27 protein-coding genes are annotated in these 24,342 nt (G+C 57.7%); 26 read left to right on the top strand and 1 reads right to left on the bottom strand.

The window, feature by feature from the left end; all coding sequences use genetic code 11:
* Window positions 1-55 precede the first annotated feature (55 nt).
* Entirely contained in the window at window positions 56-442 is a 387-nt protein-coding gene (locus tag BKD70_RS15445) for a hypothetical protein (RefSeq protein ID WP_139047484.1), read from the bottom strand.
* 143 nt (window positions 443-585) lie between these two features.
* On the opposite strand from BKD70_RS15445, the gene BKD70_RS15440 reads away from it, so the two are divergent.
* From BKD70_RS15440 to BKD70_RS15315, 26 genes are all read left to right on the top strand, one after another.
* Window positions 586-1,134 (top strand): HGGxSTG domain-containing protein, encoded by a 549-nt coding sequence (locus BKD70_RS15440; protein WP_175299700.1) that lies wholly within the window; start codon window positions 586-588, stop codon window positions 1,132-1,134.
* A complete protein-coding gene (locus tag BKD70_RS15435) occupies window positions 1,109-2,419 on the top strand; it encodes a terminase (protein WP_047273745.1) in 1,311 nt (436 codons plus the stop codon). The genes BKD70_RS15440 and BKD70_RS15435 overlap by 26 nt, the downstream gene beginning before the upstream one ends.
* 2 nt (window positions 2,420-2,421) lie before the next feature.
* Window positions 2,422-3,798, top strand: a complete 1,377-nt coding sequence (locus BKD70_RS15430) for a DUF4055 domain-containing protein (RefSeq protein ID WP_070415382.1) — start codon at window positions 2,422-2,424, stop codon at window positions 3,796-3,798.
* Window positions 3,799-4,914, top strand: a complete 1,116-nt coding sequence (locus BKD70_RS15425; RefSeq protein ID WP_070415381.1) for a hypothetical protein — start codon at window positions 3,799-3,801, stop codon at window positions 4,912-4,914.
* A gap of 154 nt (window positions 4,915-5,068) precedes the next feature.
* On the top strand, window positions 5,069-5,806 hold the full coding sequence (locus BKD70_RS15420) for a DUF6651 domain-containing protein (RefSeq protein WP_047274425.1): 738 nt from the start codon (window positions 5,069-5,071) through the stop codon (window positions 5,804-5,806).
* 9 nt (window positions 5,807-5,815) lie between these two features.
* The gene (locus tag BKD70_RS15415) at window positions 5,816-6,784 is read left to right on the top strand and encodes a major capsid protein (protein WP_047275945.1); all 969 of its coding nucleotides are present in this window, start codon (window positions 5,816-5,818) and stop codon (window positions 6,782-6,784) included.
* 49 nt (window positions 6,785-6,833) lie between these two features.
* A complete protein-coding gene (locus BKD70_RS15410) occupies window positions 6,834-7,133 on the top strand; it encodes a hypothetical protein (RefSeq protein ID WP_070415380.1) in 300 nt (99 codons plus the stop codon).
* Window positions 7,133-7,507 (top strand): hypothetical protein, encoded by a 375-nt coding sequence (locus BKD70_RS15405; protein WP_047275949.1) that lies wholly within the window; start codon window positions 7,133-7,135, stop codon window positions 7,505-7,507. Before BKD70_RS15410 ends, BKD70_RS15405 begins: the two co-directional genes overlap by 1 nt.
* A 1-nt stretch (window position 7,508) precedes the next feature.
* Entirely contained in the window at window positions 7,509-7,895 is a 387-nt protein-coding gene (locus BKD70_RS15400; protein ID WP_070415379.1) for a glutamate 5-kinase, read from the top strand.
* Window positions 7,896-7,990: 95 nt separating this feature from the next.
* Window positions 7,991-8,284 carry an HK97 gp10 family phage protein gene (locus tag BKD70_RS15395; RefSeq protein WP_371913999.1) on the top strand — a complete coding sequence of 98 codons (294 nt, stop codon included), beginning with the start codon at window positions 7,991-7,993 and terminating at the stop codon, window positions 8,282-8,284.
* Window positions 8,284-8,682, top strand: a complete 399-nt coding sequence (locus BKD70_RS15390) for a phage tail terminator-like protein (protein WP_047274436.1) — start codon at window positions 8,284-8,286, stop codon at window positions 8,680-8,682. Before BKD70_RS15395 ends, BKD70_RS15390 begins: the two co-directional genes overlap by 1 nt.
* 87 nt (window positions 8,683-8,769) lie before the next feature.
* The gene (locus BKD70_RS15385; protein ID WP_070415378.1) at window positions 8,770-9,693 is read left to right on the top strand and encodes a phage tail tube protein; all 924 of its coding nucleotides are present in this window, start codon (window positions 8,770-8,772) and stop codon (window positions 9,691-9,693) included.
* Between the two features lie 68 nt (window positions 9,694-9,761).
* Window positions 9,762-10,277, top strand: a complete 516-nt coding sequence (locus tag BKD70_RS15380; RefSeq protein ID WP_052892156.1) for a hypothetical protein — start codon at window positions 9,762-9,764, stop codon at window positions 10,275-10,277.
* 26 nt (window positions 10,278-10,303) lie between these two features.
* Entirely contained in the window at window positions 10,304-10,537 is a 234-nt protein-coding gene (locus tag BKD70_RS15375; protein ID WP_047300190.1) for a hypothetical protein, read from the top strand.
* Between the two features lie 56 nt (window positions 10,538-10,593).
* Window positions 10,594-11,037, top strand: a complete 444-nt coding sequence (locus BKD70_RS15370) for a zinc ribbon domain-containing protein (RefSeq protein ID WP_047279320.1) — start codon at window positions 10,594-10,596, stop codon at window positions 11,035-11,037.
* Window positions 11,038-11,101: 64 nt separating this feature from the next.
* Window positions 11,102-14,854 carry a tape measure protein gene (locus BKD70_RS15365; RefSeq protein ID WP_070415377.1) on the top strand — a complete coding sequence of 1,251 codons (3,753 nt, stop codon included), beginning with the start codon at window positions 11,102-11,104 and terminating at the stop codon, window positions 14,852-14,854.
* Window positions 14,854-15,192: a phage tail protein gene (locus tag BKD70_RS15360; protein WP_047282156.1), complete on the top strand. Its 339-nt coding sequence runs from the start codon at window positions 14,854-14,856 to the stop codon at window positions 15,190-15,192. The genes BKD70_RS15365 and BKD70_RS15360 overlap by 1 nt, the downstream gene beginning before the upstream one ends.
* A complete protein-coding gene (locus BKD70_RS15355; protein ID WP_070415376.1) occupies window positions 15,189-15,875 on the top strand; it encodes a phage minor tail protein L in 687 nt (228 codons plus the stop codon). Before BKD70_RS15360 ends, BKD70_RS15355 begins: the two co-directional genes overlap by 4 nt.
* 7 nt (window positions 15,876-15,882) lie before the next feature.
* On the top strand, window positions 15,883-16,635 hold the full coding sequence (locus BKD70_RS15350; RefSeq protein ID WP_047280505.1) for a C40 family peptidase: 753 nt from the start codon (window positions 15,883-15,885) through the stop codon (window positions 16,633-16,635).
* A complete protein-coding gene (locus BKD70_RS15345; RefSeq protein ID WP_256542809.1) occupies window positions 16,635-17,231 on the top strand; it encodes a tail assembly protein in 597 nt (198 codons plus the stop codon). Before BKD70_RS15350 ends, BKD70_RS15345 begins: the two co-directional genes overlap by 1 nt.
* Before the next feature lie 9 nt (window positions 17,232-17,240).
* A complete protein-coding gene (locus BKD70_RS15340) occupies window positions 17,241-21,164 on the top strand; it encodes a phage tail protein (protein ID WP_070415375.1) in 3,924 nt (1,307 codons plus the stop codon).
* Window positions 21,165-21,168: 4 nt separating this feature from the next.
* Window positions 21,169-21,558, top strand: coding sequence for a hypothetical protein (locus BKD70_RS15335; protein ID WP_047274455.1), 390 nt, complete (start codon window positions 21,169-21,171; stop codon window positions 21,556-21,558).
* Window positions 21,558-22,295 (top strand): hypothetical protein, encoded by a 738-nt coding sequence (locus tag BKD70_RS15330; protein WP_047274458.1) that lies wholly within the window; start codon window positions 21,558-21,560, stop codon window positions 22,293-22,295. Before BKD70_RS15335 ends, BKD70_RS15330 begins: the two co-directional genes overlap by 1 nt.
* Before the next feature lie 11 nt (window positions 22,296-22,306).
* A complete protein-coding gene (locus BKD70_RS25690) occupies window positions 22,307-23,071 on the top strand; it encodes a hypothetical protein (protein ID WP_053069984.1) in 765 nt (254 codons plus the stop codon).
* The gene (locus BKD70_RS15320) at window positions 23,072-23,629 is read left to right on the top strand and encodes a tail fiber assembly protein (protein ID WP_070415374.1); all 558 of its coding nucleotides are present in this window, start codon (window positions 23,072-23,074) and stop codon (window positions 23,627-23,629) included.
* Between the two features lie 58 nt (window positions 23,630-23,687).
* A complete protein-coding gene (locus BKD70_RS15315; RefSeq protein WP_047274462.1) occupies window positions 23,688-24,221 on the top strand; it encodes a glycoside hydrolase family 19 protein in 534 nt (177 codons plus the stop codon).
* Window positions 24,222-24,342 lie beyond the last annotated feature (121 nt).

The raw sequence follows: 24,342 nt of genomic DNA, 5'->3' as shown, positions 1-24,342 counted from the left end.
CATCGTGCGCGCGGGGTAAGTGTGCCGCAGGTGAGTGCGGCACATGAGTAGCGCGTTACCGATCCTTTACTGGCGTCCATGACACAACCGGCTCATCGTAGCCCGCCTCTCTGAGCGCCTGGGCTCTGTGCGTTGCCGAGTCACTCTGCATTGATACGGTTGCAAGCAACTGATCCTGAACGTGGTAGAAGAGAACTTCTTCTGCTGGGGTGAATACAGTCAAAATTTCGGCTGTTTTCGGTATGTGCTTGTGCCTGTAACTCAGCTCAGCAATGAGTTGATCGCCATTGATTAGTGCGTCACATACTGCCTTGGCGGTGCTTTCAACATCGTAGTGAGGGATGCCATGAACGCGGTTTTCTCCTTCGTAGATCGTGTAGACCAAGCCCGTCACGCCCTTGTACCAATCTGGACTAGATGCCACAACATGATATTTCGTCACGCGCATTGCTCCTTCTGTAAGTAAATGACACCCACCAATACCGGCAACGCGCCACTATATCAAGCCGAACTACTCGTTGAATGACGTCCGAACGACGTTGAATGACCTGTTCTGCGAAAACACCCCATGAATGAGGCAAGCCCATGGCCCAATGCGGCGCTAAAACGCGCTCAGGGGAACCATGCAAGCGACACGCTGTTCCGGGTTCCTCTAAGTGCAAGTTACACGGCGGGGCTGCGTCTAAAGCCAATAAGGCGAATAAGCACGCTGCCAAGCCAGGCTCGATCTATAGCCAGTTCCTGACTGACGAAGAAAACGACGTGCTTGCCAGTATTGATCTGGGGCGCGTGGACGATGAGCTGCGCCTGACGCGCATTCGTTTGATGCGTGCGCTGGCCCGTGAGAATGAGTTCGGCAATGAGCTTGAGATCGACAGCGAGAAACTTGAAACCGGCGAGCATGGCGGCACAACGACCACCAGCAAGGTTCGGGACTACTCAGGTCTCATCGACCGGCTAACCGCCAGAGTCGAGAGTCTGGAGCGCACGAAAGAAGACCTTGAGACGCGCAGGCTCACAAACGAGAAGTTGCGCCGCGAGCTGAATCCTCCGAAAGACGACACGCCGGATCATGCCGTCGCCGAGTACACACTGAGCCCAGACGAAGATGTCCCAACTTCCCCGCACCTATGACGCGCCGGTACAGCTGACGCCGAAACAGGCGAACATTTATGTGTGGGGATTCCAGCCTAATGCCCGTTTCCGCGATGCGGTATGCGGGCGACGGTTTGGCAAAACCTTTCTGGGCAAGGCTGAAATGCGTCGAGCGGCCCGACTGGCTGCTGAGTGGGGCGTGAGCGTCGAGGATGAGATCTGGTACGCCGCTCCGACTCAGAAGCAGGCCCGCCGGGTATTCTGGCGCCGCCTGAAGCAGGCTATCCCTAAATCTTGGCTTGACTGCAAGCCGAACGAAACAGACATGCTTATCACCCTTCGCAGTGGGCACTTGTTGCGCTGCGTGGGGCTTGAGAACTACGACGACCTGCGGGGCTCCGGCCTGTTCTTTGTCCTGGTGGACGAATGGGCAGACTGCAAGTATCAGGCGTGGGAAGAAGTGCTTCGACCGATGCTGTCTACCTGCACCTATACGGTGAAGGGTGAGCACCGGAAGGGCGGCCATGCACTGCGCATTGGCACGCCGAAGGGCTTCAACCACTGTTACGACACATTCCTCGACGGCAAGCCGGGCCATGAGCCTGACCACAAGAGCTGGCTCTATACCTCGCTGGATGGCGGAAACGTACCTGCTGAAGAGCTGGACGCAGCCCGTCGCAAGATGGACCCGCGCACGTTCCGGCAAGAGTACGAGGCCAGCTTCGAGAACTATGCCGGCGTCGTCTACTACACCTTCAATCGCGAAGAGTGCCGTACAACCGAGCGCATCAAGCCGGGCGAGGCGCTGCACATCGGCATGGACTTCAACGTCATGAAGATGAGCGCTGTGGTCTACGTTGTTCGTGACGGACTGCCGCTGGCCCTGGATGAGTTCAAAGAGGGGCGCGACACGCCGGATATGATCGAGAAGATCAAGGTTCGCTTCCCGAATCACTCGATAGCGGTTTACCCGGATGCCAGCGGCCAGAACACCAGCAGCAAAAGCGCGAGCGAGTCTGACTTGTCTCTACTGCGCAAGGCTGGCTTTACCGTTGTTGTGGATTCGTCCAACCCGGCTGTAAAGGATCGGGTCAACTCGATGAATGCCATCTTGCTTAACAGCTACGGCGAGCGCCGCCTAAAAGTGAACACCGATCAGTGCCCAACGCTCACGCAATGCCTTGAGCGACAGATCTACAACGACAAGGGCGAGCCTGACAAGAAGGGGGGATATGACCACATGGTCGATGCTGCCGGTTACTTTATTGCCAAGCGCTTCCCGATCCACGTTGCCACAACATCCACCCAGCCTCTGAGAATGTAATCATGTCCAACGACCCAAGCATCACACTGGATGCCGTAGACCAGATGAGCGCCTATTGGGACGTGATTACGCCTCTGATGGGCGGGACGCTGGCCATGCGTGCAGCTCCGGCTTTACTGCCTAAGTACCCGGCAGAAGACGATGAGGTTTACAAAGAGCGTTTGCGCCTTTCCACGCTGCTGCCTGCCTACTCCGAGACGGTCGGAAACATGACCTCCCGCGTGTTCGCTGAGCCGCTGCAACTGGGTGACGACGTGCCTGAGCAGGTCAAGGAGCTGGCCAGCAACATCGACAACGCGAACAACGACATCAACGCTTGGTCGGTGGACTTCTTTCGGGAAGGTCTCAGCCACGGCTTGTGTCACGCGTTCGTTGACCACCAGAAGGCGGTAGGTGTTCGCACTCAGGCCGATGAGAAGGCAGCCGGGGTTCGCCCTTACGTCGTCATGGTGAAGCCTGAGCAGGTTTGCGGGTGGCGCGCGCGTGATGGCTTATTGACCCAGGTGCGTTACCGCGAAATGATCGAAGAGTCTGACGGAGACTTCGGCACTAAAYGCGTCGCACAGATTCGCGTGCTGGAGCCTGGCAAGTGGACGACCTACCGCAAGCCTAAAGAGGGTGGCGTATGGGCGATTCACGATCAGGGGACAACCAACCTTAGCGTAATCCCCTGGGTGACGTTCTACACAGGGCGCACAGGCTTTATGACGGCTAAGCCGCCGCTGCTGGAGCTGGCCCACCTCAACATCAAGCACTGGCAGAGCCAGAGCGACCAAGACAACATCCTGCATGTGATCCGCGTGCCTATTCTGGTGCGTATCGGCGTGCAGGCCCAGTACGACAATCAAGGGAAGGTAATCCCGCCTGAGTTCAAGGTGGGCACCGGGGCGCTTACGGACCTGCCCATTAACGGCGACATGAAGTATGTCGAGCACACCGGCAAGGCTGTCGATGCCGGACGTCAGGCTTTGTTAGACCTGATTGCGGAAATGCGTATGGCTGGAGCAAAGCTGCTCACGCCTGACAAGTCTGCCACCAAAACGGCCACGCAGGCCGAAGAAGAGGCTGCGCAGGATCTTTCCCCACTGTCGCGCATGGCGAACCACTTCGCCGACTGCCTGGCTCAGCTGCTCCAGTTCATGGCCGACTACCGAAGCCTGGGCGAGGGTGGCACGGTTGAGATGCGCGGCAGCTTCGACGTGGATTACATGCCCGAAGTGTCACTGCCCACGCTGGTGGCCATGGCGAACGCTGGCATGATTTCCAAGGAAACACTGTTCACTGAAATGCAGCGGCGCGGCGTGATCAGCGATGAATACGACTGGGCTGATGAGCTGGAAAAGATCGACTCACAAGGGCCAGCGCTCGGGGAGCTGTAAATGGCAACCGTCAACGAGCAGATGCAGGCTGCATCCATCGGCCACGCGGTAGACCTACAACACCTCAGCAATGCCGAGGTTCGCAAGGTTATGCGGCTGCTCAATAGCGTGGACGCTGATCTGCGTGTAAAGCTGATAGAAGCGATTGAGCGTCTTGGGCCTGACTCATACACGACCAGACACTTAAACACCGTCTTGGCCTCTGTGTACGAGCTGAATAAGTCGGTTTACGCCTCGATTGGCGAAGCTATGGCTGAATCTGTTGTGAGCATTGGTCAGTACGAGGCTGGCTATCAGGGCGAGTTATTCGCCAAGGTTATCCCAGCGCAGGTACTGGCTCAGGTCCGCCTGAGCACTGTAAGTCTTGCCCAAGTGCGTGGCATTGCGCTTGCTCGGCCATTCCAAGGGCGCTTGCTCAAGGAGTGGATGGGAGACCTTGAGGCGGGCCGGGCTGCAAAGATCCGCGACGGCATCCGCATGGGGATGGTCGAGGGACAAACCACGGGCCAGATCGTGCGCCGCATCATGGGCACCAAGGCTCAGGGCTATGCTGACGGGATCATCGAGCGCAGCCGTCGCGACGTAGAGTCGATGGTCCGCACGGCTATTAGCCACACGGCGCAGGGCGTGCGGGAGTCCTACTACAAAGCCAACAGCGAAATTGTTGCCGAGGTTAGCTGGCTAAGCACGCTGGATGGTAGGACTAGCGCCCCTTGTAGGCTGCGCGACCGCCTCATTTACACCAATGACGACGATCACGCCCCTGTTGGCCACAAGGTGCCCTGGCTCAGCGGGCCGGGCAAACTGCACTGGTGCTGCCGCTCGACTTCAACCCCGATCATCGCAAGCTATGAAGCCTTGAAGCAGGCCAAGGGGCTGCCAGAAGGTGTCAGGGCTAGCATGGATGGTCAGGTGCCGCAGTCAACGAACTATGGCGAATGGATCAAGTCGCAGGGCGCGGCAAGGCAGGATCAGGTGTTAGGCCCGGCACGCGGCAAGCTGCTGCGTGATGGTGGTCTCGACCTCGATCAGTTCTACAACGACAAGGGCAAGCTGCTCACCCTTGATCAGCTACGCGAGCAGGACGCCGCGGCATTCGGCCGGGCGGGCTTGTAGTTATCCGCGCCACGAAACGCGATTACGCAAAACGTAGCGCGCACTTTCACAGCCTCGGCCATTGCCGGGGCTTTTTATTGCCTGTCTGTTCGGATGAGCGGGGCGCACTGGGCCGGATGGCCCGACAACTGGCCGGATGGCCTAGAGAGACGAAATGAAGCTGAAGCTCGATGAAAACGGCAACGCGGTTCTGCAAGATGGCAAGCCTGTCTATGTCCATGAGGACGGCAAAGAGGTGGCATTTGATGCTCCTGGCACCGTGGCCACCATCACGCGCCTGAACTCCGAAGCCAAGGGCCACCGCGAGCGCGCCGATAATGCTGAGAAGGCCGTAAAGGCTTTTGAAGGCATCGACGATCCGGCCGCAGCCAAAAAAGCCCTGGCAACCGTAGCCAATCTCGACGCCAAAACACTGGTGGATGCCGGTGAAATCGAGAAGGTTAAAGCCGAAATCAGTAAAGCCTTCCAGCTCCAGTTGGACGAAGTGACCGGCAAGGCGCAGACCTTCGAGCAGCAGCTGTATGCCGAGAAGATCGGCGGCAGCTTCTCCCGCTCGAAGTTCATCGCCGACAAGCTGGCTGTTCCGGCTGACATGGTTCAAGCCACGTTCGGGCAAAACCTGAAAGTTGAAGACGGCAAGGTGGTCGCTTACGACGCCCAAGGTCAGAAGATTTTCAGTCGCGCACGCCCTGGTGAGCTGGCCGACTTCGACGAAGCTATCGAAACACTCGTCTCGCAGTACCCGCACCGCGACCACATCCTGAAGAGCTCCGGAGCCAATGGCGGCGGCGCTCAGAACGGCGGTGGCAACAACCAAAACACCAAGGGCAATTTTGGCGGGGGCAAAGAAGACCGAGTCGCCGCTATCAAGGCCATGACCGCAACCAGTTAAGGAGTCACCATGTCCCTGTCGAACATGAAGGTATTCAACGATTACCTGAAGAAAGTCACCATCGAAACCCTGACGCAGGACGTTGCGAAGTTCAACGCTGCCTCCGCAGGCACCATCCGCTTGACTACCCAAGGTATCGACGGCGACTTCCTGCAAGAGTCCTTCTGGGCTGGCCTGCACGGCGCGCAACGTCGTGTAGACCGTTACGCTGCCAACGGCACTCAGGCAGCAACGCCGCTTGCTCAGAAGCAGTACGACTCTGTGAAGATCGCAGGCGGGTTTGGCCCGATCCTGTGGGAGCCTTCGCAACTGTCGTGGGTTCAGAAGAACCCCGAAGAAGCGCTGGAAGTAATCAGCCGCAACCTGTCCGAAGCCATCATGTCGGATCAGTTGAACACCGCCATCGCCGCCCTGGTCGCTGCCATCGGCAACCAGCCGGGCGCTACCAACGACGTTTCCGCCACTGGCGGCTTGAACTACATCGCTATCAACAACGCGCACGCGCTGTTCGGTGATGCTTCGCAGCGCCTTGTCGCCCAGGTTATGACCGGCGCCATGTACCACAAGTTGCTGGGTCAGAACCTGGCCAACGCTGAGCGCCTGTTCAGCTTCAGCGGCGTGCAGGTGGTCGATATTCTCGGCAAGGCCGTGATCGTTACGGATGCGGCCGCTTTGTTCGAGGCGGGCACTCCTGACAAGCAGAAGGTGTTGAGCCTGGCTGACGGCGCGGCGGTGGTGATGGACGGTTCCGACCTGATTACCAACATCGAAACCTCCAACGGTAAGGAGCGCATCGAAACCACCATGCAGGCTGATTACACGTTCGGCCTGGGCCTCAAGGGCTTCACCTGGGACACCGCCAACGGTGGAAAATCTCCGACCAGCGCTGAGCTGGCCACGGGCACCAACTGGGATCTGGTTGCGAACAGCATCAAGGGCTCGGCGGGTGTAATCACGATTGGCGACGCTGCCAAGTAATCGAGCGGGCGGCCTTCGGGTCGCCTGAACTATCTGCAAGGAGTCCGTCATGGGCGAGAAAGTCATTTACGAGAAACACCCTGTCACTGCTGAGCGTAAAGCTGAGCTGCGCCAGAAGGGCTACAAGATCATTGATGCCCAGTTTGCGCCGGCTGATTACAAGAATCCCGAGCCGATCAAAGCTGGCAAGTCCAGCGGTGGCAGCAAGCCGAAAACCGAAGCAGAGAAGCAGGCCGCACACTCCGCAGAAGTCGAAGCGGTCAAGTCTGCGCTGACTGCCAAGAGCATCGAGTTCACCGCAGAAGCCACCCTCGATGAGCTGAAAAAGCTACTGGACGAGGCCAAGTAATGACCATTTACATCACCGTTGCGCAGGTTAACGAACTGCTCGGGGCTACCTGGGTGCCAGAAGACCAGAAAGCGCGCGCGGTGCTGATGGCTAATACCTGGTTAACCAATCTCGGCTTGCCTGAATTCGACCCGGTCCCGGGTGACGTGATCCAGGCAGGTGCAGAGATCGCCCGCGAGGCCGCAGCAGGCAACATTTACGGCAGTGTTGAGACCGGCGTGCTGAGCAAGTCGGTTGATGCTGATGGCGTGTCGAGCAGCAAGTCTTACTCGGCATCGTCTCGCAAAATCAGTGCCGGCGAGTCGTTCGCCATGGCGCTGCTGTCCCACTACTTGAGTGGTAACAATGGGCAGACCAAGATCGTGAGGGGCTGACATGGGGCTGCGCGACGAACTACAGGCAGATCTGGCCGAAGCATTCAGCACAGACTTGGCAGACGCGGTACTGCCATTCACGGGCACCTACACAGTGCCCGGCGCATGGGACCCTGTGACCGAGACGGACACCAGCGTCGAGGCGACTTACACCGGGCGCGGCGTGCTGGGCAAGTACGAAACCAGACGCATCGACAATATCAATATCTTGTCGAGCGACCTGAAGCTGACGGCGCTCACCAACGAGGTGACTGACCGCCCGGCCGAAGGCCATACGATCAATGCTCCGGATCTGGCAGACCGCACTCAGTTGGTCAGCTACCTGGTGAAGTCGGTTCAGGTTGACCCGGCGTCCGCGACGTTTCGTATTCAGCTGAGGGCAACCTAATGGCCATACGTGGAAGCTGGAGTGTGCCGCCCAGCCTATTTGCTGACGTAGTTGAAGAAGACCTAACGAAGCGAGTTCGAACTATTGCCCTCGCAATGCTTCAAGAGATCGTGCTGCGTTCTCCTGTTGATACCGGTCGGTTCCGAAACAACAATATCGTAAGCATCGTCAGCCCCGTTTATGCGTCCACGGTTGAGACTGATGCCTCTGGTGCAGGGACTATCTCCCGCGGCGCAGCTGCAATGAGCGGCCTTGAGCCTTATACGACGGTATTCATTCAGAACAACCTCCCTTACGCGCAAAGGCTTGAAGATGGTCACTCTAAGCAGGCGCCTCCAGGCGGAATCTACGCAGCCTCATTCCACGGCGTATCACAGGCGTTCAAATAATGACCTTTGAGCAGATCCGCAACATCATCACCACGCGAATGACTCAATGGACTGGAATCCCTGCAAGTGATGTTGATTACCCCAACTCGCCGAAGCCCTTCAATCCTGCTAGACGGGCGATATGGGCGCGATTGGCTGACATTCCTGCGCTGTCCTCAACCCCTGAAATTGGCTTAAGCCCGAAGGTGCGCCGTACAGGGTTGATCGTCGTTCAACTGTTTGTCCCGAGTTATAAGGGCACTCTGGCCATCACCCGGGCCGCAGACGCGCTCGTCCAGCACTTCGAGTTCTTCAGTGAAGCTGGCTTTGACTGCTACGCGGCCTCGGCTACGACGGTTGGCGATGACGGAAACGGTTGGTATCAGGTCAACATTCAAATTCCTTACCGGGCCTACTAGGCCCAATTCAGTCTCGCCGAAAGGCAACCCATACACATGCCCGCCACTAGGCGGTTTTTTTACGCCTATTGATAGGAGAAGCACCCAATGAGTTCAGGCGCCAAGAACAGAACGGCCTACGTCGAAGAGGTGACGCAGGGCGTGACCCCGGCCATGGGCTGGAAGGAATTGATCCGAACCTCTTACGGTCTCGGACCTAAACAAAACACCGCCGAGAACAATGAGATCTCGCAAAACCGGATGAGCCAAGGCACTACCGCGACCACCGTTGATGTTGCGGGCGAAATCGGCATGAAGTGGCGCTACGGCGGCGCAATTGATGACTTCCTCGAATCCTGCTTTGGTAGCCGCTGGGCGGGCGATACGCTGACCATGGGTGATGAGCGCATCAGCTACTCGGTTGCGTCATTTGCAAGTGACGTGCTGGTGTCCTCAATTGCGCGCGGCGCACAGGTCGGCAGCATGGGCTTCACGTTCGGCACCGACGACGACATTACCGTCGCTGTGAACCTGACGGCCACGGGCTGGGCTGGCAAGGTTGACGCTACGCCTTACTTCTCAGCAGCAGCTCCGGAAGTAGGCACCGAACGCTTCAACTTCAAGGACTTCACCTCCTTGACCCTGGATGGCGTTGAAGCAACGCCCGGCAGTGGCACCTGCATCAGTGCAATGGATCTGACGTTCGATAACAACGTACAGACCCAGCGCTGCATCAATAACGGCGCCTACATTGGCAACGTGATCCCGACAACCTTCACCGCGAATGGCTCCGTCACAATTGCCTGGTCTGCCGCCTCTTACGCGCTGTGGATCAAGCAGCAAACGGGCGGCGCCATCGCCCTGAGCTTCACCATTGAGAATGGCGAAGGCAGCTACACCATCACCTTGCCAGAAATGGAAGTTAACGGTGACTGGCCGGACGGCTCAGCAACTGATGTGGTCGAGGTGACCCTGAACGTCTCCGCGCGGCGCATCCCCCCAACGATCACTCGCAAGGCAGCCGGTGCTTAGTCCGCCGACCAGCCAAGTACAAAATTAACCACGGGTAGCCGCCTGCAACTGGGCGGCGAAGGATCGACATGGCATTTATTCTCAAGAAAAAAGACGTGATGGACACCATCAGTACGCGATGGATTGAGCCAGCGCCGGGTTTGCGTTTGCTGATTGGTTCGACGGCGCGTCCTGGTTACAGCAGCGATTTCCGACAGATCCAGCGTCACTTGGATGCTGCAGCGCGTCAGTTGGGTGTCGGCACGGGCGACTTCGACATCCTGAAAAAGACTGACTACGACATTCCTGATCCGGACATGCTGTTTATCGACCTGGCCTGTAAGCACCTCATCCTTGACTGGGAAGGCGTGGCCGAGGCGGAAGACCCAGACACGCCCGCACCGTACACCCCGGAGCGTGGTCGCCTGCTGATCGAGCAGATGCCGGAGATTTACTTGCTCGTCCTGAGCACCGGCAACGCTATCGCATTGCGGCAGCAGGAGCAGATCGCTGAATCAGTGGAAAAGCCGTTGCCGCCTACCGTTGGGCCGCGGAGTGGGCGGGTGCGGAAAACGAAAGAAAGCGTCAAGTCCGCGAAAGGCTGAATGTCGAAATCCCCGATCCGCCCGCAATGAGCTGGGTCACGTCAGAGATCATTGAGGCCTATTACGTCATCGGTCGTGGTCGGCAGTTTGTAGGCGCGTCCTGCTCGCCAATGCCTATCTCTGTCGGGATGATCAGCGAATACCTGAGCGTTCACCAGTCGAGCATTGATCGGCGTGAGTTCGATGCTGTCATCTTTGCTATCGATGATGAGTTCCGCGCCAAATGGGCGCTGGAAGCTGACAAGCCGCCGAAAAAGTAGGGCTGGCCCCGCCCCTCTAGTGGTAGCGTATGGGTACATACAAGGAGGGGTTAAGCATGAACCTGATTATCGTCGCGCTTCTGGCCGTTATAGCCATCGTCGTGGCGCCGTGGTTTTTTGCTTTCGTTGTGGTCCTGGTCGGTGCATATGGGGCCATTGTCATTACTGTGGCGGCTCTTGTCGTCGTTGGCGCAGTCGTCTACAGCGTTTGGCAGGCCAATGCTAGGGCGCGCGCCGCCAAGGCTGTAGCTCCAGTTCAAAGGCCGCAGGCTGACTTCTCGGCAACACTTGCAGAGCTGGCTGTGAGGGACAAGGCGTCAAAGATCAGAGCCGAGGCCAAGCTCGCAGAGGATGAGAGGCTGAAAATAGAGCGAGAGCAATCTATTAAGCGTCGATCCATTCCATGTCCGCACTGCAATGCGATGATACTCAAAGGCAGCATGTACTGCGCTTCTTGCGGCAAGGCTCCAGTATCTGGGCAGGCAGCGGCAGGGAGATAAAGCATTCATTTAGCAAATTAAAAACCCGCCATTTGGCGGGTTTTTTTATGGTTGGAGAAAAGTAATGGCTCAGCAGTCCAGCCGCTTAGATGTAATCATCGATTCCAGGCTGGCCCAGCGGAATGGTGAGCAATTACGGATCACCCTCAATAACTTGAATGTCGTTGGTGATCAGACAACCCGCTCAATGAATGGCGCAGGCAATGCTGCTCGCGCCGCGGGTAGTGCATTCGCAGCTCTGGGTGCTGGTCAGGTTGCGCGGGAGATCGTCCGCCTGACCGACGCCTTCAAGTCGATGCAGGGTTCGCTGGCTCTCGTCAGTGCTTCCACTGGAGCAGCTTCACAGGCATTCAGCGAACTGCTCGGCATGGCCAACAATACAGGCAGCTCGCTTGAGTCGACCGTGGCCCTATATACGCGCCTTGCCAACGCAACGAAGGGTGTCGGATACAGCCAAGAGCAGCTGCTTAACGTAACTGATGCTATCAACAAGGCGTTTGTTGTTTCTGGCGCCACTGCGCAGGAGGCGTCTAACGCAGCTATTCAGCTTTCGCAAGGCTTGGCGGCCGGTGCTTTGCGCGGTGAGGAATTAAACTCCGTAATGGAGCAAGGTCCGCGCATCACACGCGCACTTGCTGACTATCTCGGTGTTACCAACGGTCAGATTCGAGCCATGGCTGTCGAGGGCAAGATCACCGCCGAGGTTGTAACTAACGCTCTGCTGCGCTCGCTGTCCTCGCTCAATGAAGAGCTGGATCGAATGCCGCGCCGTTTCGAGCAGGCATCAACCGCGCTAAAGAACAATTTCCTTGCAGCGGTTGGGCAGGTGGATATTGATCCTCTAATCAGCTCTGTTGATGCTCTGGCAACATCACTTGCTGACCCAAAGGTAATTGACGGAATACAAAGGGTTGCATCAGGCATTGGCAGTCTTGTCGCGGTCGGCGGTTCAGGCCTAAAAGCGGTAGCGTCAAATGTCGATGTGCTCATGGCTATCACTGGGGCATATGCAGCAAAGCTAGGTGTTGGCCTGGTTAGTTCGTTGGCTTTGTCGGCCAAGGCGAGAGCCGCTGATTCAGTTGCAACACTGCGCCAAACAGAAGCTACGCGCATAGCGGCTGTTGCTGAGCAGCAAGCAGCGCAAATAGTAACGCGCCGCGCTATGGCAGAGCAGCAAATGACGGGCGCCAAGTTGGCGCGTGCAAACGTAGAATTGCTGGCTGCCCGAGGAACAAACGCAGAAACATTTGCACTTCAGGCTCAGATAGCGGCTGCGACTGCAAACCGCATGGCCACGCTGGCCGTTACCGAAGCGAAGGTTGCTCAAACTGCAGCCGAGAACGCGCTTACTGCTTCAATGGCGCGAGGGGCTTCGGTTCGGGCTGCGGCTATGGCGGCAATTGGCGGGCCAATGGGCTTAGTAACGCTTGGCCTCGCCGCCGCCGCCGCTGGTTACATCTACTTCAGCAGTTCGGCTGATTCGGGCACGCAGTCGCTCATCGACCAGAATCTGGCGCTCGACGAGTCCATCGAAAAACTGAATGAACTTGACGCAGCGCAGCGCCGAAATGAGCTGCTTAACTGGACTGAGAAACAATCTGCCGAATCTGAAAAAGCTGCAAGTGCGCTTAAGAAATATGGTTATGACGGATCTGAGGCATTTTTGCAGATTGGTTATAGCGCCAACGGATATCGCGAGCAGTTCAAGTTAATGATTCAAGAGGTGCGCGAAGGAAAGCGCACTATTGATAGCGTCACAGAGTGGGCAAGAACGACTGCCGGCCTTGCTGATGAGCAAGTTAGCGGCCTTACACGCACGGCCGCAGCGTATCAATCAAGCTCCGAAATGTCTGAATCGCTGGCTGAAAAACTGGCGCAAGCATCAACAGCCTCAAAATCGCTCGATAATAATACGAACGCTTTGGCAGCTTCCCAAACAGCAGCAAGTGGTAAGCAAGCCGTTGGTGCCGCCGCCTGGGACAAGTACATCGAGCAGCTCACCAAGGCTCGCGACCTGATAGGCGCTAACGCTGCTGCCGAAGCCGAATACACCGCTCGCAAGATGGGGGCGGCGCCCGCGCAAATCGAAGAAGCAAAGCGCATTGCTACGCAGACGGATTTGCTGGGCAAGTATCAAGATGCGGTGCGGGACGGCAATAAGGCTGAGCAGGAGCGCCTGAAGGCTCTGCTAGTGGCGAGCTATACCGCCATGCAAGCAGCCGAGGATCTTGCAGCAGCCAAGAAGAAGGCTGACACAGAAGCGGCCAAATCTGCCGAAGACAGCTCGAAGCGACAGATCACGGCTATCGAGAAGGTGGCTGCCGCCTCTTACGCAGCCCTATTGCAAAAGCCGGTGACGCAGCAAAACCTTAGCGGTTATGGGCTGCTGACCAATGGTGGTATTGCACCAGCAGCGCCCGTTGCTCCCCGAAAAACTCCGCAGCAGCTGGCAGATGAGGCTGCAGCCCAGATCACTGCCGGCACCACGCCAAACAAGACGAAAACCCCGAAAGGTGACAGTGGTAAAAGCGCGCTAAACGCGGCCATGACTGCCTTCGATGAGCTGTACAAGAAGGCAGATCCAGCAGCTCAGGCGGTGCGTGATTTAACTGAGGCTCAAGAAAAACTACAGCTTGCGCTATCGAAAGGAAAAATCACGCAAGAGCAGTACGGCGTAGCCATGGGGCAGGCTTCGCGTGATTACGCGGCAGTCCTGGCCAGCACCAAGGCAATGAACGAGGCGCAAAATGATCAGGTTCAGCTACTGACCCTGACCGGGCAGCTGCGGGCAGCCAACACGCTCAAGTCGAGCATTGATGATGCCGCGCAGTTGGTCGAGTACGAGCGTCAAGGCAACTTCGAGGCCGCCAAGCGCCTTGAAACCATGATCAAGATACGCGACGTAAACCTTAAAGCATCTCTGAAGCCAGGGACGGTGGAGGGCGTCTCTGAAGCCCCGCAGCTTGGCGGGCTCGATACCTCGGCAGGTGGAGCTTACGGCGAGATAAAGCGCCTGAATGACGAGGCGGCCAAGGTAGACGCGTGGCGCACTATGGAGCTGGAGAAGCAGCGCGCTTACCTGGATCTTAAAGGTGTCAACGAAGCCACCTACGCCGAGCGTGTCGCCAATATCCATAAGCAATCACGCGAAAGCCTAACGAAAATCGAAGGCGCTAAAAACGCGGCGATCATCACTTCAAGCGCTGACTTCTTCGGAAATATGGCAACGCTGAGCCAGTCAGGCAACAAAAAGCTGGCGGCGGTTGGCAAGGCGGCGGCTATTGCTCAAGCAACCATGCAGGGGTTTGTTGCAGTGCAGAACGCCTTGGCTGTCCAGCCTTACCCACTCGGCATGGCTTTAGCTGTCTCCGCTGGTGTTGTGGCAGCAGCGAACGTTGCCTCGATTGCGGGTGTCGGCTTTTCTGGTGGCGGATATACCGGACCAGGAGGGGTGCACGAGGAAGCGGGCGTTGTGCACAAAGGCGAAGTTGTCTGGAGTCAAAAAGACATTCAGCGGTTCGGCGGTGTTGCTGCGGTTGAGGCGCTGCGAAAGGGAGACGTGTCTGCAGTTACATCGCCGGTATCGGCTTCGGTTGTGCGCGGATCAAGCGCAGCAATGGCGGCACCAGAAATAAAAATCTATGTCGGCGGTGATGGCTCAGGCGGATCTGTTAGCGCAACGGAAGGCTACGAGCAGATGGGTATTGCTGTTTTGGCAACTGTTCGATCCGAAATGCCAAAGATCGCCCGCAGTGTCATCCAGCAAGAGAAGGGGCAAAACGGACTTCTCGACCCTAGCAACCGGAGGAATCAGTAATGGCTGAGGCTTTTACATGGCGCGCCCAACTTGGCAGCTCGGGCGATGAAGAGCCGAGCATTCTTGAGTCGAAATTCAACAACGGTTACAGCCAGCGCATATCGGTCGGCATTAACAACTTATCAACTTCTTGGCCTGTTTCATTTATGGGGCGCGAGGATTACATCAAGCCGATTCTTGAGTTCTTCAGGCGGCACAAGGGCGTTACTCATTTTAAGTGGACGCCCCCGCTGCATGACCCTGGCATGTTTATCACGTCGGGAGGCTGGAACTTGAAGCCGGCTGGAGGCGGGACTTTCGTGCTTTCAACCAAATTTCAGCAGGTATTCAACCCATGATCACCTTGGACAACCAGAAGCTGGAGCCGGGCGCGCTGATCCAGCTAATCGAACTGGATGGCGAAGCGCGCGGCATGGGCATTCTGCGGTTTCACGCGCATCAGCAGTCGACACCGATTATCTGGAAGGGTGAAGCCTACGTGCCCAGACCCTACGAAACGGGCGGCTTTGGGCGCAGCGTGGAGGGCAACTCGTCAACCCCGATGCTCAAGATCAGTAACATCGACGGCACGATCACCGCGCTGTGTCGCCAGTTTCAGGGCATGAGCGGGGTCAAGCTCACGGTGCGTCAGACCTACGGCAAGTACCTCGATGCGGCGAACTTTCCCGAGGGCAACCCGGGGGCCAGCAGCATGGAAAAGCTGGATATCTCCTACATCAACCAGGTCACCAGCCTGGGCCGCCAAGAGGTGGTGTTCTCGCTGGCGCCGCCCACTGCCGTGAAAGGGCAGAAGCTCCCCGGTGGCCTGATCATGAACCGCTGCGAGTGGTGCCTCTGGGGCGAGTATCGCGGGCCGGACTGCAATTACACCGGCATCAAGATGTTCGACCTCGACGGCAATCCGGTAACTGACCCTGCGCTGGATCGCTGCAACGGACTCCCGAGTGCCTGTGAGATGCGACATGGGAAAGGAAACCCGCTGCCATTTGGTGGTGCTCCGGGCGCTTCGCTTATTGGATAGGTAACCCATGAACAAAACGATGCTCAAACAGATTCAGGCCCACGCGGCCGCTGAATTTCCCAAAGAAAGCTGCGGGGTGGTGATTCGCGAGGCGGGTCGCCTGAAATACATCCCGTGTCGCAACGATGCCAAAACACCCAGCGAACACTTCATCATCAACCCGGCCGACAAATGCGATGCCGAAGATCGCGGCGATGTGACGATGATCATTCACAGCCACCCGGACGTGCCACCGTTTCCGAGCATGACCGATCGGGTCAGCTGCGAGCTGCACGAAAAACCGTGGGGCATCGTCAGTTGGCCGTCGGGCGAGTACTTCGAGTTCAAGCCCTGCGGCTATCAGGCGCCGCTGATTGGGCGCGAATTTGGCCACGGCCTGCTCGACTGCTACGCCCTGTGCCGGGACTATTACGAGCGCGAGCACGGCATTGAACTGCCGAACTATCCGCGCCGGGATGGCTGGTGGAATGACGGCGAAAGCCTCTACGAGAAGTACTACGAAGACGCCGGGTTCTATCCTGTGTCGGTGCCGCGCAAGGGCGACATGATCGTCATGCAGATCAACGCTGACGCACCCAATCACGCAGGCATTTACCTGGATGACGGCCTGCTGGCCAGCGAGCCGGATGTTCACCCGGCCCCTGGTACCTTCCTGCACCACCGCTACAACAAAAAATCCACCCGCGATGTGTACGGCAGCATGTGGGCCGATTACACCGTGCTGATTCTTCGGCACCAACGCATGCCGGAGGTTGCCTGATGGCCATGAAAACCATGATCCGCCCGCAACCGCTGGTGGTGCTGGTGATGCTTTACGGTGTATTGGGTTCCCGGTTCGGGCGCGTGCACCACTTAGCCGTGGCCTCTGGCGCCGAGGCGATCCACGCCCTGTGCGTGAAAATCCCGGGCTTTAAGCGGTTCTTGCGGTTTTCCGAAGAGCGCGGCTTGAATTACGCCATTTTTCGCGGCAAGAAAAATCTCAGCGAAAGCGAAATTGGAATGCGTCAGGACACGGTCGAACCCATCCGCATTGCGCCCATCGTGATCGGCAGCAAGGGAGGTGGCCTGTTCGCCACGATTGCAGGCCTCGCGCTGGTGGTCATTGGCGCCGTCACTCAGCAGTACTACCTGGTAGCAGCAGGTGCAGGCCTGATGATCGGCGGTATCGCCATGAGTATGTCGCCATCTCCGGCGGGCATCTTGGACAAGGAGGGCGACGGAAACCGGCCTTCTTATGCGTTCGGCGGCGCTGTCACCACCATGGCTCAAGGCCGCTGCAAACCACTGCTTTACGGCGAGCGCGACATTGGCGGCGCCCTCATCTCGGCTGGCGTCTTCTCGGAAGATCAGCAGTAAGGAAAAACTATGGCAAAGTCTGCAACAGCGCCCGCTGCAAAGCGTCGGCGCCGGATTCCTGCTGCCCGCGTTACAGGCGCGAAGGGCGGCGAATCCAAGCCCTATACCCCGTATAAGGCGCCTGATACTGCGCTCTCGGTCGCCACGGTAAAGATGTTGTACGCGCTGAGCGAAGGGCCAATTGTCGGGCCGGTCGATGGCAAAAGGTCAATCAAGCTCAACGGCACGCCTTTGGTTTCGCCGGATGGCAGTGAAAACTTCCCCGGCACCGTGTGGGATTTTCGCGCCGGCACGGTCGATCAGGAACACATCGCAGGCTTTCCGTCCATCGAGAACGAAGCCTCGCAAGGTCTGCCGGTCGAGCTGAAGTCAGACAACGCCTGGACGCGCGCCATTACCGACCAGCAACTGTCGGCTGTGCGTATTCGCCTCTCATGGCCGCAGATTTGGGAGGTCAAAACCAACAGCGATCAGGTCGGCTATCGCATTGATTACGCCATTGACCTCTCCGTCGACGGCGGCAGCTATCAGACCGTGCTCTCTGCCACGCTGAACGATAAAGGCACCACTGAATACGAGCGTACGCATCGCATCGACCTGCCGGAAGGGTTCAACAGCGCGCTGGTACGCGTGCGCAGGCTCACCCCCAATCGTAATGATTCGAACTGGGCGGACCTGATGCGAATTAAAGGCTTCACCGAAGTCATCGACAAAAAGCTGCGCTACCCGAACTTGGCATTAGGCGGTTTGCAATTTGATGCCAAGCAGTTCCAGGACACGCCGAAGTTCAGCGCCCTGATGCGCGGGCGCATCGTACAGGTGCCCACCAACTATGACCCGACAACCCGCACCTACACAGGCGACTGGAACGGCACGTTCAAGCTGGCCTACACCAACAACCCGGTATGGGTCTGGCGTGACCTGCTGTTGCATCGCCGCTACGGGCTGGGTCGGCGCATCACCGCCGACATGGTCGATCACTGGACGTTGTACGAGATTGGCCGCTACTGCGACGTGATGGTGCCCGATGGCAAAGGCGGCTTACAGCCGCGCATGACCACCAACGTCTACATTCAGGATTCTATCGAGGGCTACGCACTGCTGTCTGACTTGGCCAGTGTGTTCCGGGGCAGCAGCTGCTGGAACGGCTCTCAGGTCACGATGGTGGCAGACATCCCCGGCAACGAAGACGGCTACGTGTTCACCCGCTCCAACATTATCGGTGAATTTGAATACGTTGCCGCTGCACTGCCGGACCGTCACACACGCGCCAAGGTGGCATGGGACAACCCGGAAAACGAGTTCAAAACGCAACCGGCACCGGTGACCAACGACGACTTAATCGGTGCACTTGGCCACCGCATGCTCGATATCTCGCGCTTTGGCTGCACGGTCGAAGGCGAAGCCATTCGCCACGGTATTTGGGCACTGAAATCCGAGCAGTACGAAGAATGGTCTGTCACCTTCACCACCGGCATGGAAGGCCGCAACATTGAGCCGGGGCAGATCATCTGCGTGGCGGACGAGATGTTCTCGGGGCGCCCGAACGGTGGACGCATCAGTGCCGCGACCAAGCGGGTTATCACCTTGGACATCGATGCCGAAGTGCATGAGGAAGATCGGCTGATCCTCAACTTGCCCAGCGGCAAATCCGAAGGGCGAATCGTCAAGTCGGTCTCGGGCCGCTTGGTCACCGTTATGGCTGACTATTCCGAGCAGCCTGAACCTGAGTGCAGCTGGTCGGTAGAAAGCGCTGACTTGGCTGTGATGCGGTTTCGGGTGCAGACCATCGAGCCGCAAGGGCTACACCAGTTCAAGATCGCCGCAACCCAACATGAGCCCTTGAAATACACGGCTATCGACACGGGCGCACGGATCGATCCGCAGCCCACCAGCATCATTCCGCCCAGCGTAATGGCGCCTCCAACGGGCATTAAGCTGGAGTCGCGCAGCGTGGTGTCGCAAGGGATCGCCGTCACCAGCATGCGCATCACCTGGGAGGCCGTCCCGGGCGCCGTTGCCTACAACGTCGAATGGCGCAAAGACAGCGGCAACTGGATACGCCTGCCTCGCACTGGCAATCTCGGTGCTGAAGTCGAAGGCATTTACAGCGGGCGCTATGTGGCGCGCGTCAGCTCAGTTAACGCCATGGACGTAGCCTCGATCTGGGGCGCGAGCCCGGAGGTGATGCTCACAGGCAAAGTTGGGCTACCACCCGCTGTCACACACCTGACCACMGAAAGCCTGGTCTACGGCATCCGTCTGAACTGGGGTTTCCCACCTGGCGCCGAAGACACCCAGCGCACTGAGATCTGGCAGAACAAGGCCAATGACCTGCAGTCCGCAATAAAGCTTGGCGACTACGCCTACCCACAGGCCCGGCACGAACTGCAAAACATCGTGCCCGGGACCAGCCTGTTTTTCTGGGCGCGGCTGGTGGACCGCACCGGCAATGTCGGGCCGTGGTTTCCGGAGAAGTTCGGGGTCAATGGCCAGCCGAGTTCGGACCAGACGGAGTACGAGAAGTACTTTGCGGGGMAAATCGGCACGGGCGCGCTTTACCCGGAGTTGAAGAAGGACATTGAGCTCATCACCGGTGATGGGCCGGGTTCGGTCAAGGAGTTGGCAGGGCAGGTCAAAGAGCTGGGCGACAAGGTCGAAGGCCTGGTCGACACCTTCATCTACGATCCAAAGCTGACCTACAAGGTCGGCGAAAACGCCCGCGAAGGACGTCACATCTATCAAGCGCTGCAGGACGTACCGCTCGATACGCCGCCGCCCAACCCGGCCTACTGGAAGGACATCGGCGAGATCCTCGAAACCGCCAATGGCCTGGCCTTTCAGGTCAACCAGAACACCACCAGCATCAAAGATCTCGACGGCAAGGTCACGGCGTCTGTGTCATCGCTGGAAGCCTTGCGGGCAGCGGCGCGGGGCGACACGGGCGAGGGCGAGCTGGCTGACGCCCTCAAGAGCTGGCAATCCACGGCTGAGTTGGCCGTTGAAAAGCGTGTGCGGGCCACTGAAGACGAGGCGATTTCCGAGCGTGTGACCACGTTCGGTGCGCAGGTCGGGGAGAACAAGGCCGGGCTTTCGAGCCTTGAAAAGGTCGTGGCCACCAATGATTCAGTCGCTGCCAAGCGCATCACGGAACTGAAAGGCGAGCTGAGCGATGTCGGTTCAGGCGTGGCGGGTAACACTCAGGCGCTGGAAACACTCAGCGGTGAAGTATCTCGTATAGATGGGGCGGTTGTAGCAACGGCCAGCAGCCTGGAATCACTACGAGCAGACGCGCGAAGTGACACAGGCGAGGGGGATTTGGCGGGTGCTTTGGAAGCCTGGAGCTCAACAGCCAACTTCGCGCTGGAGAAAAAGGTGCGCGCCACGGCGGAAGAAGCCTTGGCGATGAAAACCGAGCAACTGCAAGTCAACCTCAATCAAACCACGGCTTCCGTGGAGCAGGTCAGCAAGGCCGTGGTCGATGTGAATGGGCGGGTATCGGCCCAAACCACGATCAAGGCCGAAACCATCGTGGGCGGGCGCAAGGTCATGGCGGGCCTTGCGCTGGGCTCTGATGGGGACACCTCGGAGATTCTGGCCTTTGCGCAACGCTTCGCCATTATCGACGAAGTCACCGGGCAGCTTAGAGCGCCGTTCGTGGTGCAGGGCGGTCAGGTGTTCATCAACTACGCCATGATTGATACGGCGTTCATTCAGAACCTGGTGCTGGGGATGACGCTGCGATCCAGCGCTTTGAATGCCAAGGGCTTGCCGTTGCTGGAAATCAATATTCCACAAGGAATGCTGACCCTGCGCAGCCCTGGAGCAGGCGGCTCTACGACGCTCAATAACAACGGACTGCTTGTGCAGGATGAAGATGACAGCGTTCGTCTGCGGGCAGGGAATCTAACGCTACTGAAGGCCGGAGGCTGAAGTCATGATTTATGGGTTAGAAGTGCTCGATGCGAAAGGCGTGCAGACGCTGGGGATGGAGGATTTCACCATTCAGAGACTGGCCACCATGACCATCCCTGCAAGTCGAAGTGGTGGGCTTGGCATTAGGGGTGATTACATCCTCATTAATGTGGATGGCTATGATCCCGCCACATGCTTCGTGACCATTACACCCAAAGCGTACTCCCCGTACCCACAAGGTGCGGGGCAGGCGTACTGGGGGTGTGTGCCGACTTACAAAGACCTCGGTGGAACTCAGATAGGGATCATCACGTATGGCAATTACTTTGAAGTAGACTACAAGGGGGATTGGATATTCAAGTGGAAGTCCGAAGTGGTTGAAAGTGTTGTCGAAGTGGTGAGGGTTATTTAATGAGCTACGGCCTGTCTGCGACAAATAACGGCGGTTCCGTTGTAATCAGCAGCGATTATAAAACCTTAGTGTTTTCTGAGAGAGGGAATTTCCAGATACTGTCTCGCTACTCAGATGGTGAGGGGTATGGGGCAGTTACATTTGTAAAACCGATCCAGACACAAGAGCCGCCTCAAATATTTGTCAGGTGCATTTCCGCATCCCACCCGGCGTTATCGTTTTATACAAGGGTGCTCGGAAGTCCCGGTAACTGGACAGGCTTTAGCGTAGTGAGTGCGGCTCTTGGCGGTGGGGTGGTGCAAAATTTCAACCTTGAATATGTATCGTGTAAATACTCTGATAAAAAGAGTGTTGATGAGTATGGGCTTGAGATATACGACGCTCAAGAGGGGGTAGTCTATACATCCAGTGACAGGGTAGTGAGGTTCGGTAAGTTTACGAAGAACTGGACCTATGTGCCTCCCCAAGTCGCCTACGGGCTGGTAGCTGTTTTTAATAGCAACCTACCTTTGGCTCACGATGACTTTATCAGTATATCCAGTGTGGATCGGGGTAATGCATGGTTCATGGGGTCGGTGGATTATGCGGGGCTAAGGATCAGGGAGGGCGGCGCCCCTGTGATTAAAATATTAACTAACTTAAATCGTACCGATATCGGTCTATTTCAAGGCACAGCAGGCTCGGCCTTTTCGATACCGGTATGTAAGTTTCCAATTGAGCGTTACTACAATGATTAAGGAAGTAGCCTATGCCTTGGTATAAAGCCGGGACTGTTAAAACCACCAACAACAGCAACGCCATTATCGGAACGGGCACGGCTTTTATTGCGAACGCACGAACGGGTGATGCGTTTCGCGGCCCGGATGGTGCGTGGTATGAGGTCACCAACATCGCCAGCGATACGGCCTTGTCGATTTCTCCAAACTATCAAGGGCCCACCGTCGCTGCCGGCGGCTATGCGCTCGCGCCCATGCAGGGGTATGTCAAAGACCTGGCTGACCAGGTGAGGGCGATCGTTCAGCAATGGGGCGCGACCTTGGCAGGGTTGGGGCCTTTGTCCAGCGTAAGCATTGCTCCGATTGCCAATGGCGGCACGGGCTCAAACTCTGCAGCGGGTGCTCGTACAGCCCTGGGGCTGGGGACCGCAGCGACTGCAAACCTCACAAGCTCTCCCGAGGATTACGGGGCAGGTAAAGTGTTGCAGGTCGGTGCCCTGGGCTGGAACGGTGGTAACTCCTTGGCCCAGTCTGCATCGGGTGACGCGAATTTGTTGGGGCGCTCAGGGATCTATCTCTACTCCAACGGGGGTCAGAACGTGCCCGCTGGTGTGTTCCCGCATGTCCGGCTCACAACAGCCGCGCCCGGGTACCAGACGCAAGAGGCGATTTCATCGTCTCCAAATCCTCGATACATGATGCGCAATCAATATGGTGGCTCGTTCTCCCCATGGGTTGAGTTCTACCACTCTGGTAACACCACCCGCGCCGCCGACGGCACACTGAAGGCTATTTAAATGACGACTCGTGCAGCAATCAACATTCTCGGCTCCACCGGTGAAATCATCGACATCACATCGCTGGGCGTGAGCACCATCGAATCGAAGCGAGAAAGCCCTGGTATTTACCAACTGATCGGAACGCAGGGCATGGCCAGGGCGCCAGAGGGGTGGGGCTATGTCGTCAACCAGATGGACGTGGATAAAACCGTGGCCATCTCCTATGACGAGCAGGTGCTGCGCGTCTGTGTGACCCTGGACGAAAAGCCTACCGATCTGAGTCACAGCATTACCTTGCATGTGGCCGTCGATGAGCTCCCAGTCTCATCCATGCCACCCCCGGAGCAGATGCCTGACATGGATCCAGCCCAAGAGGCCCAGCGCGAATACGCTCACTTGCGCGCCATTGCCGACTACGCTATCGCCCCRCTTCAGGATGCTGTCGATATCGACGAAGCCTCAGAAGAAGACGCCGTCCGGCTCAAAGCCTGGAAGAAATACCGCGTGGCGCTTAATCGTGTGTTTGAACAGATTGGGTACCCAGACGCCATTGATTGGCCGGTGGCGCCAGAGTAAGCCCGGCCGTTATCCCGAACCCCGCCGAGTGCGGGTATTTTTTTGCCCGGAGAAAGCCATGCCCATCACCACGCAGCAACTGCTGCAGATCCTCCCGAACGCCGGCCATGTTGCCGGCGTTTTTGCACCTGTCCTGAACACAGCGATGAACCGTTACCAGATCGTAGGCCTGAAGCGTGTCGCCGCCTTCATCGCCCAAATTGGTCACGAATCGGGCCAGCTCAAATACGTCAAAGAAATCTGGGGGCCTACAGCTGCCCAGGCCCGCTACGAAGGCCGCGCTGATCTTGGCAACACTCAGCCGGGTGACGGTTCTAAATACCGCGGCCGTGGCCTGATCCAAATCACCGGACGTGCCAACTACAAAGCGTGCGGTGAAGCGCTGGAACTGGACCTTATCAACCAGCCCGAGCTGCTGGAAAAACCGCAGCATGCGTGCATGTCGGCAGCGTGGTTTTGGGCGAGTAGGAGGCTCAACACTTTTGCCGATGCTGGCCAGTTCGACACCATCACTCGGCGCATCAATGGCGGGCAGAGCGGCGCGGCCGATCGTCAGGCGCTGTACGCCCGAGCCCTCAAGGTGTTGGCGTGAAGCTCGATGCGGTGAAGTGGGGCGGGGCACTGCTGCTGATGCTCTGCCTCATGGCTGGCAGCGCGTGGGCCGCATGGGAGTGGCAGGCAAACGCCTACGGCCAGCAGATTGCCGAGCAAAA

This window comes from Pseudomonas sp. BS-2016 (assembly GCF_001806145.1).
Taxonomy (GTDB): Bacteria; Pseudomonadota; Gammaproteobacteria; order Pseudomonadales; family Pseudomonadaceae; genus Aquipseudomonas; species Aquipseudomonas lundensis.
The sequence above is the reverse complement of the archived record's forward strand: the minus strand, read 5'-3'. Positions and strand labels throughout refer to the sequence as shown.

Bases quoted from the DNA above. Each gene is read 5' to 3' on its own strand.
- BKD70_RS15415 (WP_047275945.1), top strand. From the start codon at position 5,816: ATGTCCCTGTCGAACATGAAGGTATTCAACGATTACCTGAAGAAAGTC.
- BKD70_RS15405 (WP_047275949.1), top strand. From the start codon at position 7,133: ATGACCATTTACATCACCGTTGCGCAGGTTAACGAACTGCTCGGGGCT.
- BKD70_RS15335 (WP_047274455.1), top strand. From the start codon at position 21,169: ATGATTTATGGGTTAGAAGTGCTCGATGCGAAAGGCGTGCAGACGCTG.
- BKD70_RS15385 (WP_070415378.1), top strand. From the start codon at position 8,770: ATGAGTTCAGGCGCCAAGAACAGAACGGCCTACGTCGAAGAGGTGACG.
- BKD70_RS15315 (WP_047274462.1), top strand. From the start codon at position 23,688: ATGCCCATCACCACGCAGCAACTGCTGCAGATCCTCCCGAACGCCGGC.
- BKD70_RS15395 (WP_371913999.1), top strand. From the start codon at position 7,991: ATGCTTCAAGAGATCGTGCTGCGTTCTCCTGTTGATACCGGTCGGTTC.
- BKD70_RS15360 (WP_047282156.1), top strand. From the start codon at position 14,854: ATGGCTGAGGCTTTTACATGGCGCGCCCAACTTGGCAGCTCGGGCGAT.
- BKD70_RS15425 (WP_070415381.1), top strand. From the start codon at position 3,799: ATGGCAACCGTCAACGAGCAGATGCAGGCTGCATCCATCGGCCACGCG.
- BKD70_RS15410 (WP_070415380.1), top strand. From the start codon at position 6,834: ATGGGCGAGAAAGTCATTTACGAGAAACACCCTGTCACTGCTGAGCGT.
- BKD70_RS15400 (WP_070415379.1), top strand. From the start codon at position 7,509: ATGGGGCTGCGCGACGAACTACAGGCAGATCTGGCCGAAGCATTCAGC.
- BKD70_RS15345 (WP_256542809.1), top strand. From the start codon at position 16,635: ATGGCCATGAAAACCATGATCCGCCCGCAACCGCTGGTGGTGCTGGTG.
- BKD70_RS15365 (WP_070415377.1), top strand. From the start codon at position 11,102: ATGGCTCAGCAGTCCAGCCGCTTAGATGTAATCATCGATTCCAGGCTG.
- BKD70_RS15355 (WP_070415376.1), top strand. From the start codon at position 15,189: ATGATCACCTTGGACAACCAGAAGCTGGAGCCGGGCGCGCTGATCCAG.
- BKD70_RS15420 (WP_047274425.1), top strand. From the start codon at position 5,069: ATGAAGCTGAAGCTCGATGAAAACGGCAACGCGGTTCTGCAAGATGGC.
- BKD70_RS15440 (WP_175299700.1), top strand. From the start codon at position 586: ATGGCCCAATGCGGCGCTAAAACGCGCTCAGGGGAACCATGCAAGCGA.
- BKD70_RS15370 (WP_047279320.1), top strand. From the start codon at position 10,594: ATGAACCTGATTATCGTCGCGCTTCTGGCCGTTATAGCCATCGTCGTG.
- BKD70_RS25690 (WP_053069984.1), top strand. From the start codon at position 22,307: ATGCCTTGGTATAAAGCCGGGACTGTTAAAACCACCAACAACAGCAAC.
- BKD70_RS15435 (WP_047273745.1), top strand. From the start codon at position 1,109: ATGTCCCAACTTCCCCGCACCTATGACGCGCCGGTACAGCTGACGCCG.
- BKD70_RS15330 (WP_047274458.1), top strand. From the start codon at position 21,558: ATGAGCTACGGCCTGTCTGCGACAAATAACGGCGGTTCCGTTGTAATC.
- BKD70_RS15380 (WP_052892156.1), top strand. From the start codon at position 9,762: ATGGCATTTATTCTCAAGAAAAAAGACGTGATGGACACCATCAGTACG.
- BKD70_RS15350 (WP_047280505.1), top strand. From the start codon at position 15,883: ATGAACAAAACGATGCTCAAACAGATTCAGGCCCACGCGGCCGCTGAA.
- BKD70_RS15390 (WP_047274436.1), top strand. From the start codon at position 8,284: ATGACCTTTGAGCAGATCCGCAACATCATCACCACGCGAATGACTCAA.
- BKD70_RS15375 (WP_047300190.1), top strand. From the start codon at position 10,304: ATGAGCTGGGTCACGTCAGAGATCATTGAGGCCTATTACGTCATCGGT.